Below are 19,797 nucleotides of genomic sequence, written 5' to 3'. Positions count from 1 at the left end.
CCCTGGACTTGTACATTCCGCCGGATGCGCTGGAAGTATTCCTCGAAGCTTTCGAGGGGCCCCTCGACCTGCTGCTCTACCTGATCCGCAAACAGAACATCAATATCCTCGACATTCCGGTGGCGGAGATCACGCGCCAGTACATGGGCTACGTCGAGCTGATGCAGTCGGTACGCCTGGAACTGGCGGCCGAATACCTGGTCATGGCGGCCATGCTCGCGGAGATCAAGTCGCGCATGCTGCTGCCACGCTCGGCCGAGGTCGAGGAAGAAGAGGACGATCCCCGCGCCGAGTTGATCCGCCGCTTGCAGGAGTACGAACGTTTCAAGGTCGCGGCCGAAGGTCTCGATGGCTTGAACCGGGTCGGCCGGGATGTGGTGGTACCCAAGCTCGATGCGCCAGAAGCGCGGGCGCGCAAATTGTTGCCGGACGTGAGTCTGGAAGAACTGCTGATGTCCATGGCTGAAGTCCTGCGCCGCGGCGATATGTTTGAAAGCCACCAGGTCAGCCGCGAAGCGTTGTCCACCCGCGAGCGCATGAGCGATGTGCTGGAGCGGCTCAAGGGCGGCGGCTTCGTGCCGTTCGTGGAGCTGTTCACCGTCGAGGAAGGGCGCTTGGGAGTCGTGGTGACCTTCATGGCGATCCTGGAACTGGTCAAGGAATCCTTGGTCGAGCTGGTGCAGAATGAGCCGTTCGCCGCGATCCATGTGCGGGCACGAGCCGAATAACGAGCGAATCGATGAATCTGACTGAACCCCGTGAACTGGCGCCCTTGCTTGAAGCTTTCCTGTTGGCTTCGGGAAAGCCGCAATCGATGGAGCGCCTGTTCGAACTCTTCGAGGAAGGCGAGCGGCCGGAGCCGGCCGTGTTCAAGAAAGCCTTGGCGCTGTTGGGCAAGTCCTGCGAGGGACGGGCCTTCGAACTCAAGGAAGTGGCTTCCGGCTACCGCCTGCAGATCCGCGAGAAATTCGCGCCCTGGGTCGGACGCCTGTGGGAAGAGCGACCGCAGCGCTACTCCCGGGCCATGCTCGAAACCATGGCGTTGATTGCCTATCGCCAGCCGATCACTCGGGGCGAAATCGAGGATGTCCGCGGCGTGGCGGTGAACAGCCATATCGTCAAGACGTTGCTGGAGCGTGAGTGGATCCGCGTGGTGGGTTATCGCGATGTACCCGGCAAGCCGGCGATGTTCGCCACTACCAAGGCATTCCTCGACCACTTCAACCTGAAGAACCTGGACGAGCTGCCACCGTTGGCCGAACTGCGTGAGCTGGAGCCCGAACCAGTGCTGGAGTTCGACGACGCCCCCGTGCCTCCAGGTCTGCAGGAACTGGCCGATGCCAGCGCCGAACCGGAGGAGCCCAGGGAAGAAACCAGTTTCCATTCGCTGTTGCTGGAACTGGACACAATGGAAGAAGGCCTCAAGACCGATTTCGATGACCTGCTGCGTGACGGTCCACCGGTAACGGAAGAGGAGGCGCCTGGCATTGAAAGCGAACCCCAGGCCGAACCCGAGCAGGATATCCTTGGCGTGGCCGAAGCCCGGGAGAAGCTGCTGGCTGCCGTGGCCGCCCTTGAACCGCGCGAGCCCGAACCCGAGCTGAGTGAAGAAGAGGCCGAAGCCCGCGCGCTGGCCGAAGCGATCGAAAACGAGCGGCGCCAGCTCGACGACTGATCAGGCTGCATCCCGTCGGAGCGGCAGTGCCAGCAGGAAATGACCATGAGTTCCACTAAAGACCCCTGCATCAGCCTCTGCAAGTTCGACGATGACATCTGCATCGGCTGTGGCCGCAGCAAGCGCGAGATCAAGGCCTGGAAGAAACTCGACAAGGACGACAAGCGCACCGTGCTCGCCGAGGCGGCGTTGCGGCTGATCAGGTTGGGCAGCACCGGTCGGCGGAAAAAGCGTTGACGGTGTATCGATCAGCTAGTCTGTGATGCGCAAACGCCTGAACGGGCGTATGATTCGCGACCCTTTGGCGAACCCTTCGCCGAACGACCCGTTTTCAAAGCGTCAGGCCTGACCTGACCGGAACACACCGGGAGGTGCCCAGCATGAAAGACCAAGACCAGAACGACACCCAGGAAATCGGCCCCGCAGGCGAGAAACTGCAAAAAGTCCTCGCCCGTATCGGCGTCGGCTCGCGCCGCGACGTGGAAGCCTGGATCACCCAGGGCCGGATCAAGGTCAACGGCAAGGAGGCCACCCTGGGCCTGCGCGTCGACTTGCATGACGCCATCACCATCGATGGCAAGGTGATCAAGCGCGAAGAGGCCGCCGAAACGGTGCGCCGCGTGATCATGTACAACAAGCCCGACGGCGAGATCTGCACCCGTGACGACCCGGAAGGCCGTCCGACCGTGTTCGACAAGATGCCGCGCCCAAAGGAAGGCCGCTGGATCAACATCGGTCGCCTGGACATCAACACCACAGGCTTGCTGATGTTCACCACCGATGGTGAACTGGCCAACCGCCTGATGCACCCGTCCTACGAGATGGACCGCGAGTACGCCGTGCGGGTCCGTGGTGAAGTCGACGATGAGATGATCGAGCGCCTGAAGGCCGGCGTGGTGCTGGAAGACGGCCCGGCGCGTTTCACCGACATCAAGCAGGCACCGGGCGGTGAAGGTTTCAACCACTGGTATCACTGCGTGGTCATGGAAGGCCGTAACCGTGAAGTCCGGCGTCTGTGGGAGTCCCAGGGGCTGGTGGTGAGCCGGCTGAAGCGTGTGCGTTTCGGTCCGGTGTTCCTCAACTCCGACCTGCCGATGGGCCGCTGGCGCGAAATGAGCCAGCAGGAAGTCGACATCCTGGCGGCCGAGGTGGGCCTCAAGCCTGTGGCCATGCCGCAGATGACCGCCAAGAGCAAGGACAAGCTGGAGCGGATGCAGCGCAAGTCCTCGCGTCCGATGGGCAAGACCGAACGTGTGCGCACCCTGCGCCCTGCGGCCGATGGCGCAACGGCTCCGCGCGCGCCCCGCGAGCCGCAGCTCGAAGGCGAACGCCCGGCCCGCAAGCCTGGGCCTCGCCAGGACGGCGAACGCGGCCCGCGTACGCCACGTCCGGCCATTGGCCGTACCGAGCGTGGCGAAGGTCGGGGCACGCCAGTGGCTGAGCGTCCGGCTGACGTCAAGCGTCCGGCCAAGCCAACCTCGAAGAAACGCCCGGGTATCACCCTGGTTGATCGCGATACGCCGTCTGGCAAGCGCCGTGGCGCCCCGGCCGGCAGCGGCCAGCGTCCTGGATTTGGACGTCGCAAACCGGAGTGAGGCCGTTCCAAGCCACACGCGGCATGAAAAAACGCCAACCGTTGGGTTGGCGTTTTTTTTTGCCCCATGTGCAACGTTTCTCTTAAAACACGAAGCGCCCGTCGAACATGGGTTCGTTGTCCAGCGCCAGCACACCGCTCTCGAAAATCAGATCCAGGTGATGACTGCCCTTGGCGCCGCCGCCGAGCCCCAGGTGCAGGCCGCAATGACGCTCCTCGAAACCGGCGTTGCGGGCGTAGAGGCTCTTGACCCCTTCGTTGGTGCCGATGCCCAGTTCCTCGATGCGACGGTTGGACGGATTGGCGTCCAGGTACCGGTTGAAATCGTGTTCCAGACCCGGTACGTCGGTGGCGATCTTCCGGATGGTGGAGTCTTCGATCCACAGCTCCAGCGGTGATTGCAGCACACCATACTTGCGCGCGAACGGAATAGTGCTGAGGAAGGTGCCGAGAAATTTTACCTGCCCATTGATGGTGTCGCTGTGGGTGGCGATTTCACCCGGCGCCAGGTCGAAGTTGCCGACGCCGTTGATGTCGGTCCATTTTTTCACGCTGCTCAGGGCAGTGTCGAAATACGAGCCGTGGTCATCCTGGAAACTCAGCGTGGTCGCTTGGGACATGCGCCGGATCAGGTGGCTGTTGAGTCCCGCGATGCGTTGTGGGATGACGCTGAAGGTGTCATAGAAATAATCGCCATAGTCCTTGAACAGCAGCGATTTTCTCCAGTTATCCGCCATCACGCCTTGCAGCGCACGGACAAAGTCCGGGCCGTCGGGGCGCGGGTTGGGCAGGGTGGAGGAGTCATAGAAGAAAATGTAGAGGTCGCTTTCGGCAATTGCCTTGGACACACGCTCCGTGGTCTCGAGGTCCAGGCGCATGGCGCTGAACCGCAAAGGCGAGCTGCTTGCTGCCTGTTCGGCGATGGCACCGGTCAGTGCTTCATAGTCAGCGGTGTGGCCGAGTAGCACCTTGGCGGGCTGGATGCCGGCCAGGGCGGGGTGGTGTTCGAGGTAGTAAAGGAAATGTGAGATGGCTCGTTGCGTGTCCATGCTTATTCTTCCCTGACAGATTGATTGACTTCCTGACGACCCGAAAAAGTGGCGGAGCCGACCGGCCGGATCACCTCCGCCGGGTCGTGCTTACAGAGGCCACATCGCCGTGCCGAACGGAACGACGGCATCGGCTTGCATCATTTCAACGGCGGCTTCATGGGTTGGCGCTTCAAACCATTCGTCCAGTTGCAGTTCGGTTTCCAAGTCCTTGTCCAGTGCTTGCATAGTGAATCTCCTAGATGACTTTTACGGAAATTTGCGCAGCGTTCCGGTGAGTGAGAACTGACTGGAAGTGGCCTCGCAAAGGCTTGCCGGCAGATGCCTTGGCAAGTCGCTAAAACCTAGTCGAGGGTTTTTTGGAATGCAAAAAAAATTTTTCTATTTTTCGTGAATAAACTTTTTATTCCATTTTCAGTGATTTTTTTACCCTGAAAAAACAGTCACCTGGAAATGTTTTTTAATTAGGAAGCTTCCTACCGTCAATTTGCAGACGTCTTACAAGAAATTCCCATGTGGAAATTTTGCGTTACGCTCTGTAAAGAAATAATGACGAAAAGACGCCGTTCATCCGCCTCCTGACACGGCCTTCAAGGCATGTAAGAAAAAGATTCCAGGGCAGCCGCACGGCGCTCGATCGAAAGGGGTTCCAGTGCTTGTTTCCTCACGGCAGGAAAGGTGAGATGCGCTCCATGCCTGTCGTGCAGGTGCATAACAAGAAGGAGGCGCAATGAACGCCGTAGCTCAACTCCATCCCTTGCGTCGTGGTGTTTCCACGTCGCTCACTTCGAGGGCTCGCAAGGGCCTGGACCTTGATTCGCAGCCGCCCGGGATCTTCGAGGCGGCCTCATGCGATCCCGGCAAATGACACGCTGATCCGGTGGTGTCTGGCAGCAGGGGGGCGGCGGTGTACAATGCGCCGCGTTTTACTGTGACCCTTCGCGTACCCACGCACCTTCAAGGTTATCCGCCTTGTTCACTCCGCCACGCCACAAGCGTGTCGGGTTCGATTTCGTCACAGATAAAAACAAACAGGTGACGCATGACCGTTGTAAGAACGCTGAATTCCTGGTGCCTGCGCTGGGGTTTGATCGGCGCCGCTTGAAATCCGATTCGAGTGGCAACGTCCTGACGAACATCATCAAACCTTGCGTGAGACCTTTTTCATGAGTGGACAAAACTCGCATTCAGGCGAGCTGAAACGCGGCCTGAAAAATCGACACATTCAACTGATCGCCCTCGGTGGCGCAATCGGCACCGGCCTGTTCCTCGGATCGGCGGGGGTGCTGAAGTCGGCCGGCCCGTCGATGATCCTGGGCTATGCCATCTGCGGCTTCATCGCATTCATGATCATGCGCCAGTTGGGCGAAATGATCGTCGAGGAGCCGGTAGCCGGTTCCTTCAGTCACTTCGCCCATAAGTACTGGGGCGGTTTCGCGGGCTTCCTGTCGGGCTGGAACTGCTGGATTCTGTATATCCTGGTGGGCATGTCCGAGCTGACAGCGGTGGGCAAGTACATCCACTACTGGGCGCCGGACATCCCGACCTGGGCCTCGGCGGCAGCATTTTTCATCCTGATCAACGCCATCAACCTGGCTAACGTCAAAGTCTTCGGCGAGGCCGAATTCTGGTTCGCCATCATCAAGGTCGTGGCGATTGTCGGCATGATTGCCCTGGGCAGCTACCTGCTGGTGAGCGGTCATGGCGGGCCGCAAGCCTCGCTGACCAACCTGTGGAGCCATGGCGGATTCTTCCCCAACGGCGTGAGCGGCCTGGTGATGGCGATGGCGATCATCATGTTCTCCTTCGGTGGCCTGGAAATGCTCGGCTTTACCGCCGCCGAAGCCGACAAACCGAAGACCGTGATTCCCAAGGCCATCAACCAGGTGATCTACCGGATCCTGATTTTCTATATCGGTGCCCTGGTGGTGCTGTTGTCCCTGACCCCCTGGGACAGCCTGTTGACCACCCTCAACGCCTCCGGCGATGCCTACAGCGGCAGTCCGTTCGTACAGGTGTTCTCGATGCTGGGCAGCAACACCGCGGCGCACATCCTCAACTTCGTGGTGCTGACCGCCGCGTTGTCGGTGTACAACAGTGGCACCTATTGCAACAGCCGCATGCTGCTGGGCATGGCCGAGCAGGGAGACGCGCCTGCCATGCTGGCCAAGATCGACAAGCGTGGCGTGCCGGTGCGCTCGATCCTTGCCTCGGCGGCGGTGACCCTGGTGGCGGTGTTGCTCAACTACCTGATTCCGCAACACGCGCTGGAGTTGCTGATGTCCCTGGTGGTCGCGACCCTGGTGATCAACTGGGCGATGATCAGCTACTCGCATTTCAAGTTCCGCCAGCACATGAACCAGGCCCGCCAGACACCGCTGTTCAAGGCGCTGTGGTATCCCTACGGCAACTACATCTGCCTGGCGTTCGTGGTGTTCATCCTGGGCGTGATGTTGCTGATCCCCGGTATCCAGATCTCGGTCTATGCGATTCCGGTGTGGGTGGCGTTCATGTGGGTCTGCTACCTGGTCAAGAACAAGCGCAGTGCCAGGCAGGAATTGGTCGTGGCGCCTGCCAAGTAAGCACGAAACCCTGTGGGAGCGAACTCGCTCGCGATGGTGGGTCAGCAATATCAAGGGTGACTGACACACTGCAATCGCGAGCAAGCTCGCTCCCACAGGGTTAGGCGTTGTCTGGGGTATTCGGGGTATCCTGAGCGTCCTGATACCGGACCCTTTCCCATGCTGGTGATTTCCAACACAGTGCACATTCCGGACGCCGAGATCGAATTGACGGCCATCCGTGCCCAGGGCGCCGGCGGGCAGAACGTCAACAAGGTGTCCAGCGCCGTGCACTTGCGCTTCGACATTCCGGCCTCGTCCTTGCCCGAGTTCTACAAGGAACGGTTGCTGGCCCTGCGCGACAGCCGCATTACCGGCGACGGTGTGCTGGTCATCAAGGCCCAGCAGTACCGCACGCAGGAACAGAACCGGGCTGACGCCCTGGCGCGCCTGACCGAACTGATTCTCGGTGCCATCAAGGTGGAGAAGAAGCGTCGCCCGACCAAACCGACCCTGGGCTCCAAGACCCGTCGCCTGGAATCCAAGACCCGTCGCGGCTCGATCAAGGCCGGGCGCGGTAAGGTGGACTTCTAATGGGATACTAGAGGTAGCCCACTAGATTCGCTCCCGTTCCTCGCGATACCTCGGCGCCTGTCGGTACAGATAGATGCTCAATGCCAGCCCGCCCAGGGCCGCCAACGCAGCGAACAGAAAGATCGAGGCAAAGCCAAAACCCGCGGCAATGGCCCCAGCCAACGGTCCGGTGATCCCCAGCGATAAATCGATGAACAGCGAATAGGCACCCACCGCCGCGCCGCGGCTGGAAGCCGGTACCAGGTTGACCGCTTCCACCCCCAGGGCCGGAAATACCAGGGAAAAGCCGAACCCGCTCAACGCCGCGCCCGCCAATGCCCAATGGGCATCGGGTGCCAGCCACAACAGCAGCAGGCCCAGGGTCTCCACCGACAGGCAGGCAATCGCCACGCGGAAACCGCCCAGACGGTTGATCAGGTTGCCGAACAGCAAGCGTGCCCCGATGAAGCAGGCGCCGAACAGGCTCAGGCACAACACTGCGTTATCCCAATGTTGCGTCGCGTAATACAGCGTGATGAACGTTGCGATGGTGCCAAAGCCGATGGAGCCCAAGGCCAGGCCGCTACCATGCGGCAGGACGCGTCCCAGCACATGCATGAAGGGCAGCCGTTCGCCAGCGACGATGGGCGCGGCGGTTTTCGGCCAGGCCAATGCCACCCCCAGCACCGCCAGCAGGATGATGCTGACGCCCATGCTCCAGAGGCCCAGGGACTTGACCAACCACACCCCCAGCGGGGCACCAATCGCCAGCGCGCCGTAGCTGGCGATGCCGTTCCAGGAAATCACCTTGGCGGTATTCGCCGCGCCGACCCGGCCGATGCCCCAGCCAATCGAGCCCGAACCTACCAGGCTTTCCGCGCTCCCCAGCACCAGGCGCCCGATGAGCAGGCTGATCAGGCTCAGGGTCGGCAGCTCATGGGTCCAGGCGGATACCAGCATGAATACACCGCTCAGCCCGCACCCGGCAAGGCCGAACATGACGGCGCGCTTGCTGCCGAGGTTGTCGATGATTCGACCGGCGTAAGGACGGCTGAGGAGTGTCGCCAGGTACTGGACGCTGATCACCAGCCCGGCGATGACCGCGCCGAACCCCAGCTCGCCGTGGACGAAACCGGGCAGCACGGCCAGGGGAATGCCGATGTTCAGGTAGCCAATGAAGGTGAACAGGACGATGGAAACGACTTGCAGCGTGACCGCCAGGGGGCGCTGGGAATCTGACATGGGGAAAGGGTCCACGGAACAGCGAAATAGATAGGCTGCTTATGATAACGGCGGACGTGGTATCCAGGCGTGAAAAAGTAGAACTATTTGCCCCTCGCCGATCCGTCGTCGTCTTTCCCGGCTACCAGTTGCGTGGTCACCAGGGCGGCGATGGCATTTTCCTCGCTACCGAAACGCGCCAGCAGCGCGGCCTGTTTCTCGGGGGAAAGGCGTGTCCAGACATCGACCATTTTCTCGGCGGTGCCGATCAGTACGCTGGCCTGGGCTTCGCTGAAAGTAGATGTGTCGTCGGTCATGGCGGGACTCGGGTTCAGGCAGTGTGGAAAACGCATCTTAGCGTTTTCCACACGGTCTGGTGTTGCGGCTGGATCAGTGTGAATCAGTTTTCGCTGTCGGCCTGGCGGCGTTCGGCGGCTTCTTTGGGCTCGGGTTGGCGGGCGTCAGGTTGCCCCCCAGCTTGTCGCGTGGTCGTCTGCTCAGTTTCGTGCAGGCTTGGGAAGGGGAGATTGGGAATCTCGTGCATATCGCGCTCCTCGCAAAGTCTGTTGACAGATCGGGTAGATCCGCGCTTTTTCAAAGCCTGGGCAGGATACAGCAGGAGAAATGACAAAAAGACTTTTAAATCCCGTTCGGCCGACAAAAGGGCTTGTCCAGACAGGCCTATGCAAGCCCGCCGTCAGGCGCCAACAATCGGATGAACGGTGATCGCAAGCGCTCAAGAACGCGGATGACAGGTCGATGTTCAAGACATATCCCCGCATTCATGCCGTGACATGGCTTGCGCGAGACAAGGAAGTCCGGACGCACTGTTCGGGGTCTGGCCTTATCACTTCCTGGAGAGCTGCCTCCATGTTTCTGCAAAAATCCCTGAGAGCCCAGATTCTTGCTCTGCTGAGCGGGAGCCTGCTGGCGATGTTGCTGATCGCCCTGGCGTCCTTTCATTTCCTTTCCGATGGCATCCAGAACTATCGAAGCCTGATCGATGGGCCGCTGCGCGCCTCGCAGTTGATCGATGAGGCCAACCTGCAATTCAAGGTGCAGGTCCAGGAGTGGAAAAACGTGCTGTTGCGTGGCAAGCAACCGGCGGACCTGGATAAGTACTGGAAGCAGTTCGAGGATCGCCAGCGCGATGTCCAGGGGATCCTGGGAGAATTGATCGGGCGCGAAGGTGTACCGGCAACCATCAAGACCCGCCTTGAACAATTGCGCAGCGAACATCGTCAGTTGGGCGCGGCCTATCAGAAGGGCCGTGATGCTTTCGTCGCTGCGGGCGGCGATGCGGCGGCAGGCGACGCCGCAGTCAAGGGTGTCGACCGCGCAACCAGCGAGCAGATGAGCGAACTGGTCATCGAGCTTCGCAAGCTGAGCAAGGAGCAGTCGGTGCTGATCAGTGCCGGTGCCGATCGAACGATCCTGTCGGGCACCGCAATCATGCTGGTGTCGGGCCTGCTGATCGGTGTGTTCAGCCTGTGGCTGGTCAATCGCAACCTGGTACAGCCCATCCGGAGCCTGATTGCATACGTGACTCAACTGAGCCGCGGCCGTTTCGCCGAGCGAGTGGTCAGCCACCGCCAGGATGAACTGGGCGACCTGGCCCTGGCGGCCAATACCTTGCGTGATTTTCTCGCCGAAACTTTCTCGCGCTTGCAGCGCAGTGCTTCGGAGCTGGACAGCGCCAGCGGCGAACTCAATGCCATCGCCGGCCTGATGAGCCAGGGCACCAACGAGCAATTCGAACGTACCGACCAGGTCGCCACGGCGATGAACGAGATGTCCGCCACTGCCCAGGAGGTGGCGCGCCACGCCGCCGACGCCGCGCGGGCGGCCGACGATGCCGATCATTCGGCGCAGCAGGGCGAGAAGGTCATGCAGGGAACCATCCATACCATCACACGCATGCGCGGCGAAATCGCCAATACCGCCACGGTGATCCGCCAGCTGGAAACCGACAGCGGGCGCATCGGCAAAGTGCTCGAAGTGATTCGCGGCATCGCCGAACAAACCAATCTGCTGGCCCTCAACGCGGCCATCGAAGCGGCCCGTGCCGGTGAGGCCGGGCGCGGCTTCGCGGTAGTGGCCGATGAAGTGCGCAGCCTGGCGCAGCGTACGGCCTCTTCCATCATCGAGATCAACCAGATCATCCAGACCGTGCAAACCGGCGCGGTGGACGCGGCCCAGGCCATCGAAAGCGGCCAGACCCGCAGCGAGGAAAGCGTGCAACAGGTGACCCAGGCTGGAGCCATGCTCGAACGTATCACCCAGGCTGTGGAGGCGATCCGCGACATGAACCGCCAGATCGCCACGGCTGCGGAAGAACAGACGTCGGTGGCCGAGGATATTTCGCGCAACCTGACCGAAATCACCTGTATCGCCAGCACCAACCTGGACAACGTACAGCGCACTGAAACCGCCAGTAGAGGCCTGCATGGCTTGTCGGGGCAGTTGAACGAAGTGACGGCGCGGTTGAGTGCCTGACCTGCTTTATCCGGGCAGGCTGTCGCAGTCGTGGCGAGGGGGGGATCGCTCTCGCCACGACTGATTCCGGCGCACCGTCGCCTCAGGACGTTGGCAAGGCCTGGCTCAATAGTCGCGTCGCTTACGGAACGCCCATCGACCGGCGATCAGTGTGAAGGTCGCCACCAGCACTACCAGGACCCAGAAACCTTCGGGATCGTCTGCAAGGGGCACGCCGCCGACGTTCATGCCAAAGAAACCGGCGATGATGTTGATGGGCAAGGCCAGTACCGTGACCACCGTCAGGGTGAACAGGGAACGGTTGGTCTGTTCGTTGAGATTGGCGGCGATTTCTTCCTGCAGCAGCTTGATCCGCTCGCTCAACGCGGTGAGGTCGTTGATGATCAGGGCAAACTCCTCAGTGGATTTGCGCAGTTCCTTGACGTCTTCTTTCTGCAACCACTGCGGCGGGCGGTTGAGCAGGCGCAGCAGCGAACCCGGTTCCAGGGCCAGCAGCCGTTGCAGACGCACCAGTACCCGGCGGTTGGCGCCCAGTTCTGCGCGGTTGGTTGAAAGTCGCGACGACAGCAGCTCATCCTCGATCTGGTCGACGCTGAGGCTGGTCTTGCGCACGATCTGAGTCAGCACTTCGCCCTGATCGCGTAGCAAGTGCACGAGCAATTCCAGTGGCGAGCGAAAGCATTCGCCGGCCTTGACCGAAGAGCGCAGCTTGTCCACCGAGTGCAGGGGTTGCAGGCGTGCGCTGACAATCAATCGGCTGTGCACGCAAACCCACAGGGTGGAGACGTCCGAGGAAACCATGCTGCTGAGGTTGAACACCACGTCGTTGACCACTGCCAGCAGCGCCGAATCGACATGCTCGATGCGGGTCGAACGCGAGCCTTCATGCAAGGCTTCGAAAAATTCCTGTGGCAGGCGCAGATGGCTTTTCATCCAGCGTTCGCACGCCGCGTGGGCCAGGTTCAGGTGCAGCCAGAGGAATGCATTGTCGTCTTGCGATTGCTGCAGATATTGCAGGGCCTGCGCCGAGTCGATCTCCCGCCCGCGTTCGCCGGGTTTGAAACGAAATCCATAGAGCAGGCCGAACAGGTCCGGGTCGCGATGGCTTTGGTCGAGGCTGTGGTTCATGAGGTCTCGCTGGCGGGAAGTGCCTGTGGCATCCACAGGTTCACTTGAGGCCATCATCGCAAGCTTTCTTGATGGTTGTGTGACAGTTGGACGGCAAGGGTATGGCCTGAAAGAGCCGGGTTGCGCAATGGAGTTACAAGTTCTTTCACCTGGAAAAAACAAAGCCGCACAACTCGAAAGTTGTGCGGCTTTTATTGTCTTGCCTGCGAATTATCTGTCTTGCTTGTTGCTGAGGACTTTGCCGGTTGTCGCATCGAAGTCGACATCGAACTCTTTGCCGTCGGCGGTTTTCAGTTCCACTTCATATTCGTAACCATTGAAGTGGTTATCCAGGTCAGTGTCGGTGATGGTGGCGCCCGGGTGCAGTTTCAGGGCTTCCTCATTCATCGACTCCAGGGATTTGATCTTGCCTTCCTTGACCAGTTGTGGAACCTGGTCGATGCGTACGTCCGCTTGGGCCAGGCCAGCGGTGAGGGTCAGGGCGGCGGCGGTGAACAGGGCAGTCAAAGTTTTCATAAGTTCTTTCCTTGGTGTCATCGAAAGGGTGTGTTGTTTAAGTGGGCTCAGGCTAACTCTGGCAACTTAATTCACCCTTAATTTCAAAAGAATCAAGAAAAGCGCAGAACAAGGCCTATGGGCCCAATGTGTTCAACCCATAGGCTGACGTAGTTTAGTAACCGTTCTTCTCCAGCAACTGCACGACGCTGCCAGTCTCAGGACGCTTGAAGTACTTGAGCAGTTCACTGGCGCGGTTGGTAAAGATGCCATCCACGCCGGCATCCATCACCTTCTTGAAATCCACGGCTTCGTCCACGGTGTAGACGTGCACCAGCAAGCCCTGGTCATGGGTGTACTGGTTCATCCAGGGTTGTACCAGGTCCGCATAGCTCTGGCTGCCCCCATGGGTCAACGCCGCGGAAGGGCCTGTGCCGATGGCGCCCTGGTCCTTGGCGTAACGTACCCATTTCTCGAATTCGGCTCGGTCCTTGGGCTCCTGCCTGGCGTAATAGACCGCCTTGTCCGTTTCGCCGGACTCGGCGAACGTCACCTTGGATTTTGGCTCGATATTGCCTTCGCCTACCCACAGCAACAGGACCTTGGGCACTTTCGGCATTTCTTTGTGCAGCAGTTCCAGGCTGCTCTTCTCGAAGGTCTGCAAGACCACCTTGCCCTTGCCCTGGCCCACGCCGGTCGCGCTCTTGGCCAGCTTGGACCCGGCCGGGCTCAGCCAGCCACGGTCCTGCAGCTTGTCCTTCAGGTCGCGTTCGATACCCGGGAACAGTTTCGGCTCCTTGGTTTCGATGTACAGCCCGGGCTTCTGGGCCGGATTGCCTTCGGCGATGTTGATGACTTCATCGAGGGTCAGGATTTTCAGCCCTGCGAACGCAGGGCGCGCCCGATCCGGGTAGGCGGCATTGAACCAACTGCCAGCGTCGAGGGTTTTGAGTTCCGCCATGGTGAACGCATTGGCGGGGCTGTCCTTGCGTTCGGGAAACCTGGTCGCGACGTCCGTGGTGCGCAGCAGGCTGTCATCATGCAGGACGAAGAGCACACCGTCCTTGCTGCGTTGCAGATCCAGCTCCAGGTAATCGGCGCCCAGGTCGCGGGCCAGCTTGTAGGCCGCGGCGGTGGATTCCGGCGCGTCGAATGAAGCGCCACGGTGGGCGATCACTGCCGGATGGGGGATGCCCTGGAGGGTCGCCAATGCCTTGGGAGTCGAGGCCTCGGCTGCGTGTGTCTGACCGAAGCCGAGCAACAGGCTCAACATCAAGGCGCTGCGGGTGAAGGTAACAGGCATGCTCGAGTTCCTTTCGTAGGTTCGCAAAAACCTATCTTTTAACAACTCGATGCGCCGAACGCTATCGCCAGACCGACACAAAGCTGCGTAAAGCAGATTTTTCCCACGGCTTTTCAGGCGGCTTTGCAGTACTCTTGGCGGCAACAGTTTCCCCGGCAGAGGGAGACCTGAACACAATCGCTTGCCCTGCGTGTAAACCATCGATCAGACGTCCCACGGGACGCATCCATGAGGTTTACCATGCGCACCACTTCGACCTTCATCTGCCAGGCCGCCGATCAGCTCCAGGGTTTTGTCGGCCTGAACCGCAAGACCGGCCAGTACATCGTGCGTTTCAGCGAAGACGCCTTCGGCATGGACGTGGCCGACGACGGCATTATCCCCACCAGCGAATTCGTCTGGGCCCCTGCCGCCCAAGGCACCATGATCCTGAAGCGCGAGCGGATCCAGTTGCTGCTGGACCAGAACATCGACGATCGGATCAACCTTACCGAACCCCTGCGGGTGTACATGGCACGTAGTGACCTGCCGGAGATCATGGCGGTGCGTCAGTTGGTGAACGGCTGAACCGGGCGGATATCGGCAATCGCGTGGTGTTGGGCAGGTCCCTCACCACGGGGGCAAGAAGCGCGCTCAGGCCTGGCGCTGGAACGCATATTCCCGTTCGACCTTGCACACCCGCGTGTGGAAATGGGTGTACCAGGTGACGCGACCGCGCTCCTGGATTGCACGATGTTCAGGATGCCGCTTCCAGCTCTGGATCGCCGCTTCGCTGCTCCAGTAGGAAACCGTGATGCCCAGGCCGTCCTCGCCACGGGCCGATTCGACGCCGAGAAAACCCGGCTGTTCCCTGGCCAGCGCCAGCATGCGCTCGGCGGCTTCGGCGTAGTCTTGGTCTGCATCGGTGCGCAGGGAAGTGAAGATAACGGCGTAATAATGTTCACTCACGGGGCTACGCTCCGGCAGGCTTCGACAAATGCATTGACCAGCGGCGGGATGCGGTTTTCCAAGGCCGCGCGCTCAGGCTGGAACAGCGTGGCGACAAAGAACGGATGCCCCCGCAGTTCCACGGCGCGCAGCTCGCCGGCCGGATCCCTGGCGACGGCGTACAGCGGTCCGTCCAATAGCTCCTTCTCGAACCGCGGATTGACGCCGAAGCGGCACCGATACCCTTCGAACACCGTCTGGCGACCATAAGCCTTGGCCGTCAATGAGTCCGCTACGAGCCCAAGGCTGTCGATGGTTTCGATCAGAGCACAGCTCAGCGGTGTCAGCAGGATGCGTTCGGCTTGCGGGGCGGTTTCGCCATGGACGGCATCGGCCCAGCCCATGACGTTGCGGGCATATTCCAGCATCGCGTGTTGGAACCCGCCGCAGGTGCCCAGGAAAGGGCGACCCTGTTCGCGGGCAAAACGAATGGCGTCCAATGCCCCGGTTTCGTTTCGGTAAGGACTGCCGGGCACGCACCAGATGCCGTCGAAGCCTTCCAGAACGCTCCCATGACTGATGGATTCCGTTGCCAGCCATTGGAAACTCACGAGCTGGCCGGTTTGCTGGCCAATCATCTCCAGGGCCAGGGGAATGGCCCGGTGGGCGATAATCTGCGGGTCATGATCGCCGACAAGGGCGATGTGCGAAGGACGCTGTTTTTCCATGGGGAGGCCTGCCGCTTGTTGATTCCTGGTCGCCACTATAGATTGGCGTTCACGCAATCAATATTGGCGTTTACCCAAGTGCTCAATGCATCGACGCAATATCGCCTGGACTATCCCGACCTGTCCCTGATTCTGGCGCTGGTGCGTGGCGGCTCCCTGGCTCGGGCCGCACGGCTGTTGCAGGTGGACGTATCGACGGTGTTTCGTTCGGTGCGTCGGCTTGAGGCGTCGCTGGGACAGCCACTGTTCGAGAAGAGCCGTGCCGGGTATTTGCCCACGAGCCTGGCACAGGCATTGTCCGAACAGGCCGAGCGTGCCGAGCAAGCCCTGGAAGCTGCGCGTATCGGCGTGGAGCAGGGCGGGGAGGTGGTCAGCGGCACGGTGCGGTTGACCTGTACCGACTCGGTCCTGCAAGCGCTGTTACTGCCTGCTCTGGCGAGGTTCATGCCCGCCTATCCGGCGTTGCACCTGGAACTGAGTACGTCCAACGACTTCGCCAACCTGAGTCGCCGCGACGCTGATATCGCATTGCGATTGACCCGCACGCCACCGGAGCACCTGGTCGGCCGACATCTGGGTGATGTGACCTTCCGGGTATGTGCGAGCCCGTCTTACCTGTGCGCTGTGACTTCGGATGACCTGGCAGCAATGACCTGGATCGCGCCCGACGACTTCCTGCCCGACCACCCCACCGTGACCTGGCGCCGCCAGCATTTTCCCGGCGTGATACCGGCTTATTGCTGCAACAGCATGCTCTCGGTCACCGAGCTGGTGCGCGCCGGCCTGGGCATCGCGGCGCTGCCGGACTTCCTGGTCGACGACGCCCAGGGCCTCACGTCCTTGGGTGAACCGTTGGCTGGCTACGACACGGCGCTTTGGCTCCTGACCCGGCCAGACTGCCGGGCCTTGCGCTCGGTGGTGACGTTGTTCGATGAACTGGGGCGTAGCGTGCGGCTGCGTTGAGTATCAACGCTGGTAATGGGCCAGGAACATGTCGAGGGCCGATTCAACCACCTGGGTCTGTTGCTCAGCGGTCAGGCCAGGTTGGCCCATGGAAATCTGCGGCCAGAAGGCGAACGTCTTGATCAGCCCGTGCATCTGCTGGGCGGCAAAGGCCGGCTCCACAGCTTTCAACCGGCCATCGGCCTGGGCCTGGCGAATCCAGGCCGTCAGGCCTTCTTCACGCTGTCCCATGCGCGCAACCATGTTCTGTGCCCGCTCGGGAGAATGGATCGTTGCGGCGATGGCGATGCGCGCCAGGTCGAGGAAGTTATCGTCCGCCAGCATGTGCAGTTTGGCTTGCAGCAATCGACGAAGCTGCTCGCGCAGAGGCCTGTCGGGGTCGTAGGCGGTTTCCTGCTCTGCCGTCACGCTGTTCCATAACCGGTTCAGGATCTCAGCGAAAAGTTCTTCCTTGCTCGGAAAGTGGTTATACACCGTGCGCTTCGACACACCGGCCGTTGCCGCGATCTTGTCCATGCTGGTGATATCGAAACCACTGCTGCGAAATTCGGCAATGGCGGCCTCCAGGATGGCTTCGCGTTTTCGGTCGGTGAGGCGCTGCGGTACGGTCATGGGTAAAAATAGTCCAGAAAAGATAAGTTACACTCGGTGGTTTACTTGTTGTCGGCAGTGATGCAGTCTGCAACCTACACCGGTCGGTGTAGTTTTACCATCAAGCGAACGGCTGAGCGTGCATGCAACGGCCATTTAGCGTTCAACAACGGCGAAGCGCAATGCCAGTGACGCCCTTGGAGTTATCGCATCATGACCCATCCCTCTATTTCGTCCGACAGCTCATCTATTCATCCCGCGTCTCGACGGGAGCAAGGAAAGTATCGCAACCACGCCTCGACGCCTCGGGAAGGGGTCGGCAAGGCCTTGCGCATTCTGTGGAACATGGTCTTCCACAAGCCCCGCGACACCCGCCCTAAGGGCGCCGTCCCGGTCCGGCCGTTGACCCGTGCCGAGCTGCTGGCGGCGCCCAATGGCAGTGTCTTTCGCCTGGGCCATTCCACCGTACTGCTCAAGCTTCGGGACAAATTCTGGCTGACCGACCCGGTTTTTTCCGAGCGTGCCTCCCCGGTGCAGTGGGCCGGCCCTAAACGCTTTCACCAACCGCCCATCAGCCTGGAAGAGCTGCCGCCCATCGAGGCGGTGATTCTTTCCCACGATCATTACGACCATCTCGATCACCAGGCCATCATCCAGCTTGCCGACAGGACCGAGCATTTCCTGACGCCACTTGGAGTGGGCGATACCCTGGTCAAATGGGGCGTCGACGCCAGCAAGGTGCGTCAGCTGGACTGGTGGCAGGGCACCGAGGTGGACGGTATCGAGTTCATCGCCACCCCCTCCCAGCATTTTTCCGGTCGGGGCCTGTTCGACGGCAACAGCACGTTGTGGGCCTCGTGGGTGATGATCGACGGTGACACCCGGATTTTCTTCAGCGGCGATACCGGTTATTTCGATGGCTTCAAACGCATCGGCAATCGCTACGGCCCCTTTGACCTGACCCTGATGGAAACCGGTGCCTACAACGTCGAATGGCCCCTGATCCACATGCAGCCCGAACAGACCCTCCAGGCGCATATCGATCTCAGGGGCCGTTGGCTGCTGCCGATCCATAACGGGACGTTCGACCTGTCGATGCATGCCTGGTACGAACCCTTCGACCGAATCCTGGCCCTGGCCTGGGAGCGTAACGTTCTCATCACCACGCCGCGGATGGGCGAAGCCTTCAGCCTTACGCAACCGCAACGTGGCCGGGCCTGGTGGCTGGATGTGGAGGCGTCGGCCTACCAGAACCAGACCGGTATGGCCTGATACCGTGTCACACCCGCAGGGTCATTCGATCATCGCGTAATCGGCCCGCTCCATGGGATCCGGCGTGGCGCCCTTGATGTTCATGCCGCGCCCCGGTGCGAAGCCAGGGAAGAACACCAGGCCCTCGGCTTCCAGTCGAAAGGCCAGGGCCAGGCGCGTCACGTCGCGCAACTCCCCGCCGGCTTCGAAGCGCCGTATGGCCGGGACTGAAACACCGGACTGGCGGGACAATTCCTCGACACTCCAGCCCAGCATGGCTCGGGCCTGGGCACTGTGGGCGGGGGTGAACTGGTAGACAGCGATGCGTTCCAGGGTGGTTTTGATTGCGAGAGAGGCCATGGGGGTTCTCCAAAGCGGTGGGTTCAAAAAATACTGTGTTTTTGTACAGTTGTTTTGAGCCCGGATCAATCTCATTTTTTTGATGGATGACCGGTGGTTTTCTCCAGCCAGGCGCTCGGGGCCTGGCCCAGGATCCTTCGAAACATCGTGGAGAACGCCGCGGGACTGTCATAGCCCAGATCAAGGGCAATCCTGGTCACTGAATCTCCTACAGCCAATCGAGACAATGCCGACAGGACGCAGGCCTGTTGTCGCCATTGGCTGAAACTCAGCGAGGTATGCTGCCTGAACAGGCGATTGAACGATCGCAGGCTGACGTGCAACTGCGCGGCCCATTGCACAGGCGACGCATGGGCGTCGGGTTTTGCCAGGAAGATCTGGCACAGGCCCAGCAAGCGGGGCTCCTTGGGCAATGGAAGGTGCAATGGCAAAGGGGCGCTGCGCGGCAGCTCATGCAAGAGCAGTTGGACCAGCGCACCATCGCGTCCGGCTTCGTCGTAGTTCGGTACAAGCTCCACGGCCTCTATCAGAAGCTGGCGCATCAGGGGCGACACGCCGATGACCTGGCAACGGCTGTCCATGCCTGTGATGACAGCTGGTTCAAGGTACAGGCTGCGCGTGCTGACGCCCAGCATCAACACTTCATGGGCGACCCCTGGCGGAATCCATACCGCCTGTTGCGGCGGCACCACCCAGTTACCGTCCTGTGTGCTGACCTTCATCACCCCAGTTGCACCGTAGAGCAACTGCGCACGGCGATGGCGGTGTATCGGCAACAGGTATCCATGGGGATAGTCGGTGCCGATGGCGACCACAGCCCGGGGCGTCGCATCCAATACATCGATCGAACCATTGCGCATCGAAAGCCTCGTTTTGGCGTAA

At 60.7% G+C, this 19,797-nt stretch carries 23 protein-coding genes and 1 pseudogene; 11 read left to right on the top strand and 13 right to left on the bottom strand.

Going from position 1 to position 19,797, the window contains the following annotated elements; genetic code table 11:
- Nucleotides 1-29 precede the first annotated feature (29 nt).
- The 4 genes from BLP99_RS11845 (at nucleotide 30) to rluB (ending at nucleotide 3,270) form a co-directional block, all read left to right on the top strand.
- Complete coding sequence (locus BLP99_RS11845) at nucleotides 30-728, top strand: segregation and condensation protein A (protein WP_172834660.1); 699 nt, start codon at nucleotides 30-32, stop codon at nucleotides 726-728.
- Between the two features lie 11 nt (nucleotides 729-739).
- Complete coding sequence (gene scpB / locus BLP99_RS11840) at nucleotides 740-1,675, top strand: SMC-Scp complex subunit ScpB (protein WP_072432010.1); 936 nt, start codon at nucleotides 740-742, stop codon at nucleotides 1,673-1,675.
- A 45-nt stretch (nucleotides 1,676-1,720) separates the two neighbouring features.
- The gene (locus tag BLP99_RS11835; protein WP_072394949.1) at nucleotides 1,721-1,912 is read left to right on the top strand and encodes a DUF1289 domain-containing protein; all 192 of its coding nucleotides are present in this window, start codon (nucleotides 1,721-1,723) and stop codon (nucleotides 1,910-1,912) included.
- A 143-nt stretch (nucleotides 1,913-2,055) separates the two neighbouring features.
- Complete coding sequence (gene rluB / locus BLP99_RS11830; RefSeq protein ID WP_072394947.1) at nucleotides 2,056-3,270, top strand: 23S rRNA pseudouridine(2605) synthase RluB; 1,215 nt, start codon at nucleotides 2,056-2,058, stop codon at nucleotides 3,268-3,270.
- 82 nt (nucleotides 3,271-3,352) lie between these two features.
- On the opposite strand, the gene BLP99_RS11825 is transcribed toward rluB, so the two are convergent.
- Both BLP99_RS11825 and BLP99_RS26400 read right to left on the bottom strand, forming a co-directional pair.
- On the bottom strand, nucleotides 3,353-4,318 hold the full coding sequence (locus BLP99_RS11825; RefSeq protein WP_072394945.1) for a CgnE/CgnB domain-containing protein: 966 nt from the start codon (nucleotides 4,316-4,318) through the stop codon (nucleotides 3,353-3,355).
- Between the two features lie 90 nt (nucleotides 4,319-4,408).
- The gene (locus BLP99_RS26400; RefSeq protein ID WP_003178782.1) at nucleotides 4,409-4,546 is read right to left on the bottom strand and encodes a hypothetical protein; all 138 of its coding nucleotides are present in this window, start codon (nucleotides 4,544-4,546) and stop codon (nucleotides 4,409-4,411) included.
- 938 nt (nucleotides 4,547-5,484) lie between these two features.
- Between BLP99_RS26400 and BLP99_RS11815 the strand changes: the two genes are divergently transcribed.
- A complete protein-coding gene (locus BLP99_RS11815) occupies nucleotides 5,485-6,900 on the top strand; it encodes an amino acid permease (protein ID WP_072394941.1) in 1,416 nt (471 codons plus the stop codon).
- Between the two features lie 159 nt (nucleotides 6,901-7,059).
- Nucleotides 7,060-7,473, top strand: a complete 414-nt coding sequence (gene arfB, locus BLP99_RS11810; RefSeq protein ID WP_072394939.1) for an alternative ribosome rescue aminoacyl-tRNA hydrolase ArfB — start codon at nucleotides 7,060-7,062, stop codon at nucleotides 7,471-7,473.
- Nucleotides 7,474-7,494: 21 nt separating this feature from the next.
- On the opposite strand, the gene BLP99_RS11805 is transcribed toward arfB, so the two are convergent.
- The 3 genes from BLP99_RS11805 to BLP99_RS26215 all read right to left on the bottom strand — a co-directional run bounded on the left by BLP99_RS11805 (nucleotide 7,495) and on the right by BLP99_RS26215 (nucleotide 9,334).
- Nucleotides 7,495-8,694, bottom strand: coding sequence for an MFS transporter (locus BLP99_RS11805; protein WP_072432013.1), 1,200 nt, complete (start codon nucleotides 8,692-8,694; stop codon nucleotides 7,495-7,497).
- 83 nt (nucleotides 8,695-8,777) lie between these two features.
- Nucleotides 8,778-9,026 carry a hypothetical protein gene (locus BLP99_RS11800; RefSeq protein ID WP_072394935.1) on the bottom strand — a complete coding sequence of 83 codons (249 nt, stop codon included), beginning with the start codon at nucleotides 9,024-9,026 and terminating at the stop codon, nucleotides 8,778-8,780.
- Between the two features lie 47 nt (nucleotides 9,027-9,073).
- On the bottom strand, nucleotides 9,074-9,334 hold the full coding sequence (locus BLP99_RS26215) for a hypothetical protein (protein WP_143007945.1): 261 nt from the start codon (nucleotides 9,332-9,334) through the stop codon (nucleotides 9,074-9,076).
- A 98-nt stretch (nucleotides 9,335-9,432) separates the two neighbouring features.
- On the opposite strand from BLP99_RS26215, the pseudogene BLP99_RS26840 reads away from it, so the two are divergent.
- Nucleotides 9,433-10,236, top strand: a pseudogene (locus BLP99_RS26840) (hypothetical protein); the annotation flags it as partial.
- A 165-nt stretch (nucleotides 10,237-10,401) separates the two neighbouring features.
- A complete protein-coding gene (locus BLP99_RS26835) occupies nucleotides 10,402-11,169 on the top strand; it encodes a methyl-accepting chemotaxis protein (RefSeq protein WP_371128597.1) in 768 nt (255 codons plus the stop codon).
- A gap of 105 nt (nucleotides 11,170-11,274) precedes the next feature.
- On the opposite strand, the gene BLP99_RS11790 is transcribed toward BLP99_RS26835, so the two are convergent.
- The 3 genes from BLP99_RS11790 to BLP99_RS11780 form a co-directional block, all read right to left on the bottom strand.
- Nucleotides 11,275-12,297 (bottom strand): transporter, encoded by a 1,023-nt coding sequence (locus BLP99_RS11790; protein WP_072395429.1) that lies wholly within the window; start codon nucleotides 12,295-12,297, stop codon nucleotides 11,275-11,277.
- A 210-nt stretch (nucleotides 12,298-12,507) separates the two neighbouring features.
- Nucleotides 12,508-12,813 carry a PepSY domain-containing protein gene (locus BLP99_RS11785; RefSeq protein ID WP_072394931.1) on the bottom strand — a complete coding sequence of 102 codons (306 nt, stop codon included), beginning with the start codon at nucleotides 12,811-12,813 and terminating at the stop codon, nucleotides 12,508-12,510.
- Between the two features lie 154 nt (nucleotides 12,814-12,967).
- On the bottom strand, nucleotides 12,968-14,095 hold the full coding sequence (locus BLP99_RS11780) for a glycerophosphodiester phosphodiesterase (RefSeq protein ID WP_072394929.1): 1,128 nt from the start codon (nucleotides 14,093-14,095) through the stop codon (nucleotides 12,968-12,970).
- Between the two features lie 240 nt (nucleotides 14,096-14,335).
- On the opposite strand from BLP99_RS11780, the gene BLP99_RS11775 reads away from it, so the two are divergent.
- Nucleotides 14,336-14,662 carry a DUF2025 family protein gene (locus BLP99_RS11775; protein WP_072394927.1) on the top strand — a complete coding sequence of 109 codons (327 nt, stop codon included), beginning with the start codon at nucleotides 14,336-14,338 and terminating at the stop codon, nucleotides 14,660-14,662.
- A gap of 66 nt (nucleotides 14,663-14,728) precedes the next feature.
- On the opposite strand, the gene BLP99_RS11770 is transcribed toward BLP99_RS11775, so the two are convergent.
- Nucleotides 14,729-15,043: an antibiotic biosynthesis monooxygenase family protein gene (locus tag BLP99_RS11770; RefSeq protein ID WP_092180371.1), complete on the bottom strand. Its 315-nt coding sequence runs from the start codon at nucleotides 15,041-15,043 to the stop codon at nucleotides 14,729-14,731.
- Entirely contained in the window at nucleotides 15,040-15,750 is a 711-nt protein-coding gene (locus BLP99_RS11765) for a CTP synthase C-terminal region-related (seleno)protein (RefSeq protein WP_076406415.1), read from the bottom strand. Before BLP99_RS11765 ends, BLP99_RS11770 begins: the two co-directional genes overlap by 4 nt.
- Nucleotides 15,751-15,765: 15 nt before the next feature.
- On the opposite strand from BLP99_RS11765, the gene BLP99_RS11760 reads away from it, so the two are divergent.
- Nucleotides 15,766-16,713 carry a LysR family transcriptional regulator gene (locus BLP99_RS11760; RefSeq protein WP_072394921.1) on the top strand — a complete coding sequence of 316 codons (948 nt, stop codon included), beginning with the start codon at nucleotides 15,766-15,768 and terminating at the stop codon, nucleotides 16,711-16,713.
- Nucleotides 16,714-16,716: 3 nt separating this feature from the next.
- On the opposite strand, the gene BLP99_RS11755 is transcribed toward BLP99_RS11760, so the two are convergent.
- Nucleotides 16,717-17,325, bottom strand: a complete 609-nt coding sequence (locus BLP99_RS11755; protein ID WP_072394919.1) for a TetR/AcrR family transcriptional regulator — start codon at nucleotides 17,323-17,325, stop codon at nucleotides 16,717-16,719.
- A gap of 192 nt (nucleotides 17,326-17,517) precedes the next feature.
- On the opposite strand from BLP99_RS11755, the gene BLP99_RS11750 reads away from it, so the two are divergent.
- Nucleotides 17,518-18,576 carry an MBL fold metallo-hydrolase gene (locus tag BLP99_RS11750; protein ID WP_072432016.1) on the top strand — a complete coding sequence of 353 codons (1,059 nt, stop codon included), beginning with the start codon at nucleotides 17,518-17,520 and terminating at the stop codon, nucleotides 18,574-18,576.
- Nucleotides 18,577-18,597: 21 nt separating this feature from the next.
- Here BLP99_RS11750 and BLP99_RS11745 read toward each other — a convergent pair whose 3' ends face one another.
- Together BLP99_RS11745 and BLP99_RS11740 are read right to left on the bottom strand one after the other, a co-directional pair.
- A complete protein-coding gene (locus tag BLP99_RS11745) occupies nucleotides 18,598-18,915 on the bottom strand; it encodes a helix-turn-helix domain-containing protein (RefSeq protein ID WP_072394915.1) in 318 nt (105 codons plus the stop codon).
- A gap of 71 nt (nucleotides 18,916-18,986) precedes the next feature.
- Complete coding sequence (locus BLP99_RS11740; RefSeq protein ID WP_092180369.1) at nucleotides 18,987-19,775, bottom strand: AraC family transcriptional regulator; 789 nt, start codon at nucleotides 19,773-19,775, stop codon at nucleotides 18,987-18,989.
- Nucleotides 19,776-19,797: the final 22 nt, after the last annotated feature.

Source organism: Pseudomonas sp. NFACC32-1, assembly GCF_900101215.1.
GTDB lineage: Bacteria > Pseudomonadota > Gammaproteobacteria > Pseudomonadales > Pseudomonadaceae > Aquipseudomonas.
The sequence above is the reverse complement of the archived record's forward strand: the minus strand, read 5'-3'. Positions and strand labels throughout refer to the sequence as shown.

What these genes read in the sequence shown, in the direction of transcription:
- BLP99_RS11785 (WP_072394931.1), bottom strand. Translation starts at nt 12,813, where the DNA reads ATGAAAACTTTGACTGCCCTGTTCACCGCCGCCGCCCTGACCCTCACC.
- BLP99_RS11745 (WP_072394915.1), bottom strand. Translation starts at nt 18,915, where the DNA reads ATGGCCTCTCTCGCAATCAAAACCACCCTGGAACGCATCGCTGTCTAC.
- scpB (WP_072432010.1), top strand. Translation starts at nt 740, where the DNA reads ATGAATCTGACTGAACCCCGTGAACTGGCGCCCTTGCTTGAAGCTTTC.
- BLP99_RS11740 (WP_092180369.1), bottom strand. Translation starts at nt 19,775, where the DNA reads ATGCGCAATGGTTCGATCGATGTATTGGATGCGACGCCCCGGGCTGTG.
- BLP99_RS11825 (WP_072394945.1), bottom strand. Translation starts at nt 4,318, where the DNA reads ATGGACACGCAACGAGCCATCTCACATTTCCTTTACTACCTCGAACAC.
- BLP99_RS11780 (WP_072394929.1), bottom strand. Translation starts at nt 14,095, where the DNA reads ATGCCTGTTACCTTCACCCGCAGCGCCTTGATGTTGAGCCTGTTGCTC.
- BLP99_RS11765 (WP_076406415.1), bottom strand. Translation starts at nt 15,750, where the DNA reads ATGGAAAAACAGCGTCCTTCGCACATCGCCCTTGTCGGCGATCATGAC.
- BLP99_RS11755 (WP_072394919.1), bottom strand. Translation starts at nt 17,325, where the DNA reads ATGACCGTACCGCAGCGCCTCACCGACCGAAAACGCGAAGCCATCCTG.
- BLP99_RS26400 (WP_003178782.1), bottom strand. Translation starts at nt 4,546, where the DNA reads ATGCAAGCACTGGACAAGGACTTGGAAACCGAACTGCAACTGGACGAA.
- BLP99_RS11750 (WP_072432016.1), top strand. Translation starts at nt 17,518, where the DNA reads ATGACCCATCCCTCTATTTCGTCCGACAGCTCATCTATTCATCCCGCG.
- BLP99_RS11800 (WP_072394935.1), bottom strand. Translation starts at nt 9,026, where the DNA reads ATGCGTTTTCCACACTGCCTGAACCCGAGTCCCGCCATGACCGACGAC.
- BLP99_RS11790 (WP_072395429.1), bottom strand. Translation starts at nt 12,297, where the DNA reads ATGAACCACAGCCTCGACCAAAGCCATCGCGACCCGGACCTGTTCGGC.
- rluB (WP_072394947.1), top strand. Translation starts at nt 2,056, where the DNA reads ATGAAAGACCAAGACCAGAACGACACCCAGGAAATCGGCCCCGCAGGC.
- arfB (WP_072394939.1), top strand. Translation starts at nt 7,060, where the DNA reads ATGCTGGTGATTTCCAACACAGTGCACATTCCGGACGCCGAGATCGAA.
- BLP99_RS11835 (WP_072394949.1), top strand. Translation starts at nt 1,721, where the DNA reads ATGAGTTCCACTAAAGACCCCTGCATCAGCCTCTGCAAGTTCGACGAT.
- BLP99_RS11815 (WP_072394941.1), top strand. Translation starts at nt 5,485, where the DNA reads ATGAGTGGACAAAACTCGCATTCAGGCGAGCTGAAACGCGGCCTGAAA.
- BLP99_RS11805 (WP_072432013.1), bottom strand. Translation starts at nt 8,694, where the DNA reads ATGTCAGATTCCCAGCGCCCCCTGGCGGTCACGCTGCAAGTCGTTTCC.
- BLP99_RS26835 (WP_371128597.1), top strand. Translation starts at nt 10,402, where the DNA reads ATGAGCCAGGGCACCAACGAGCAATTCGAACGTACCGACCAGGTCGCC.
- BLP99_RS11775 (WP_072394927.1), top strand. Translation starts at nt 14,336, where the DNA reads ATGCGCACCACTTCGACCTTCATCTGCCAGGCCGCCGATCAGCTCCAG.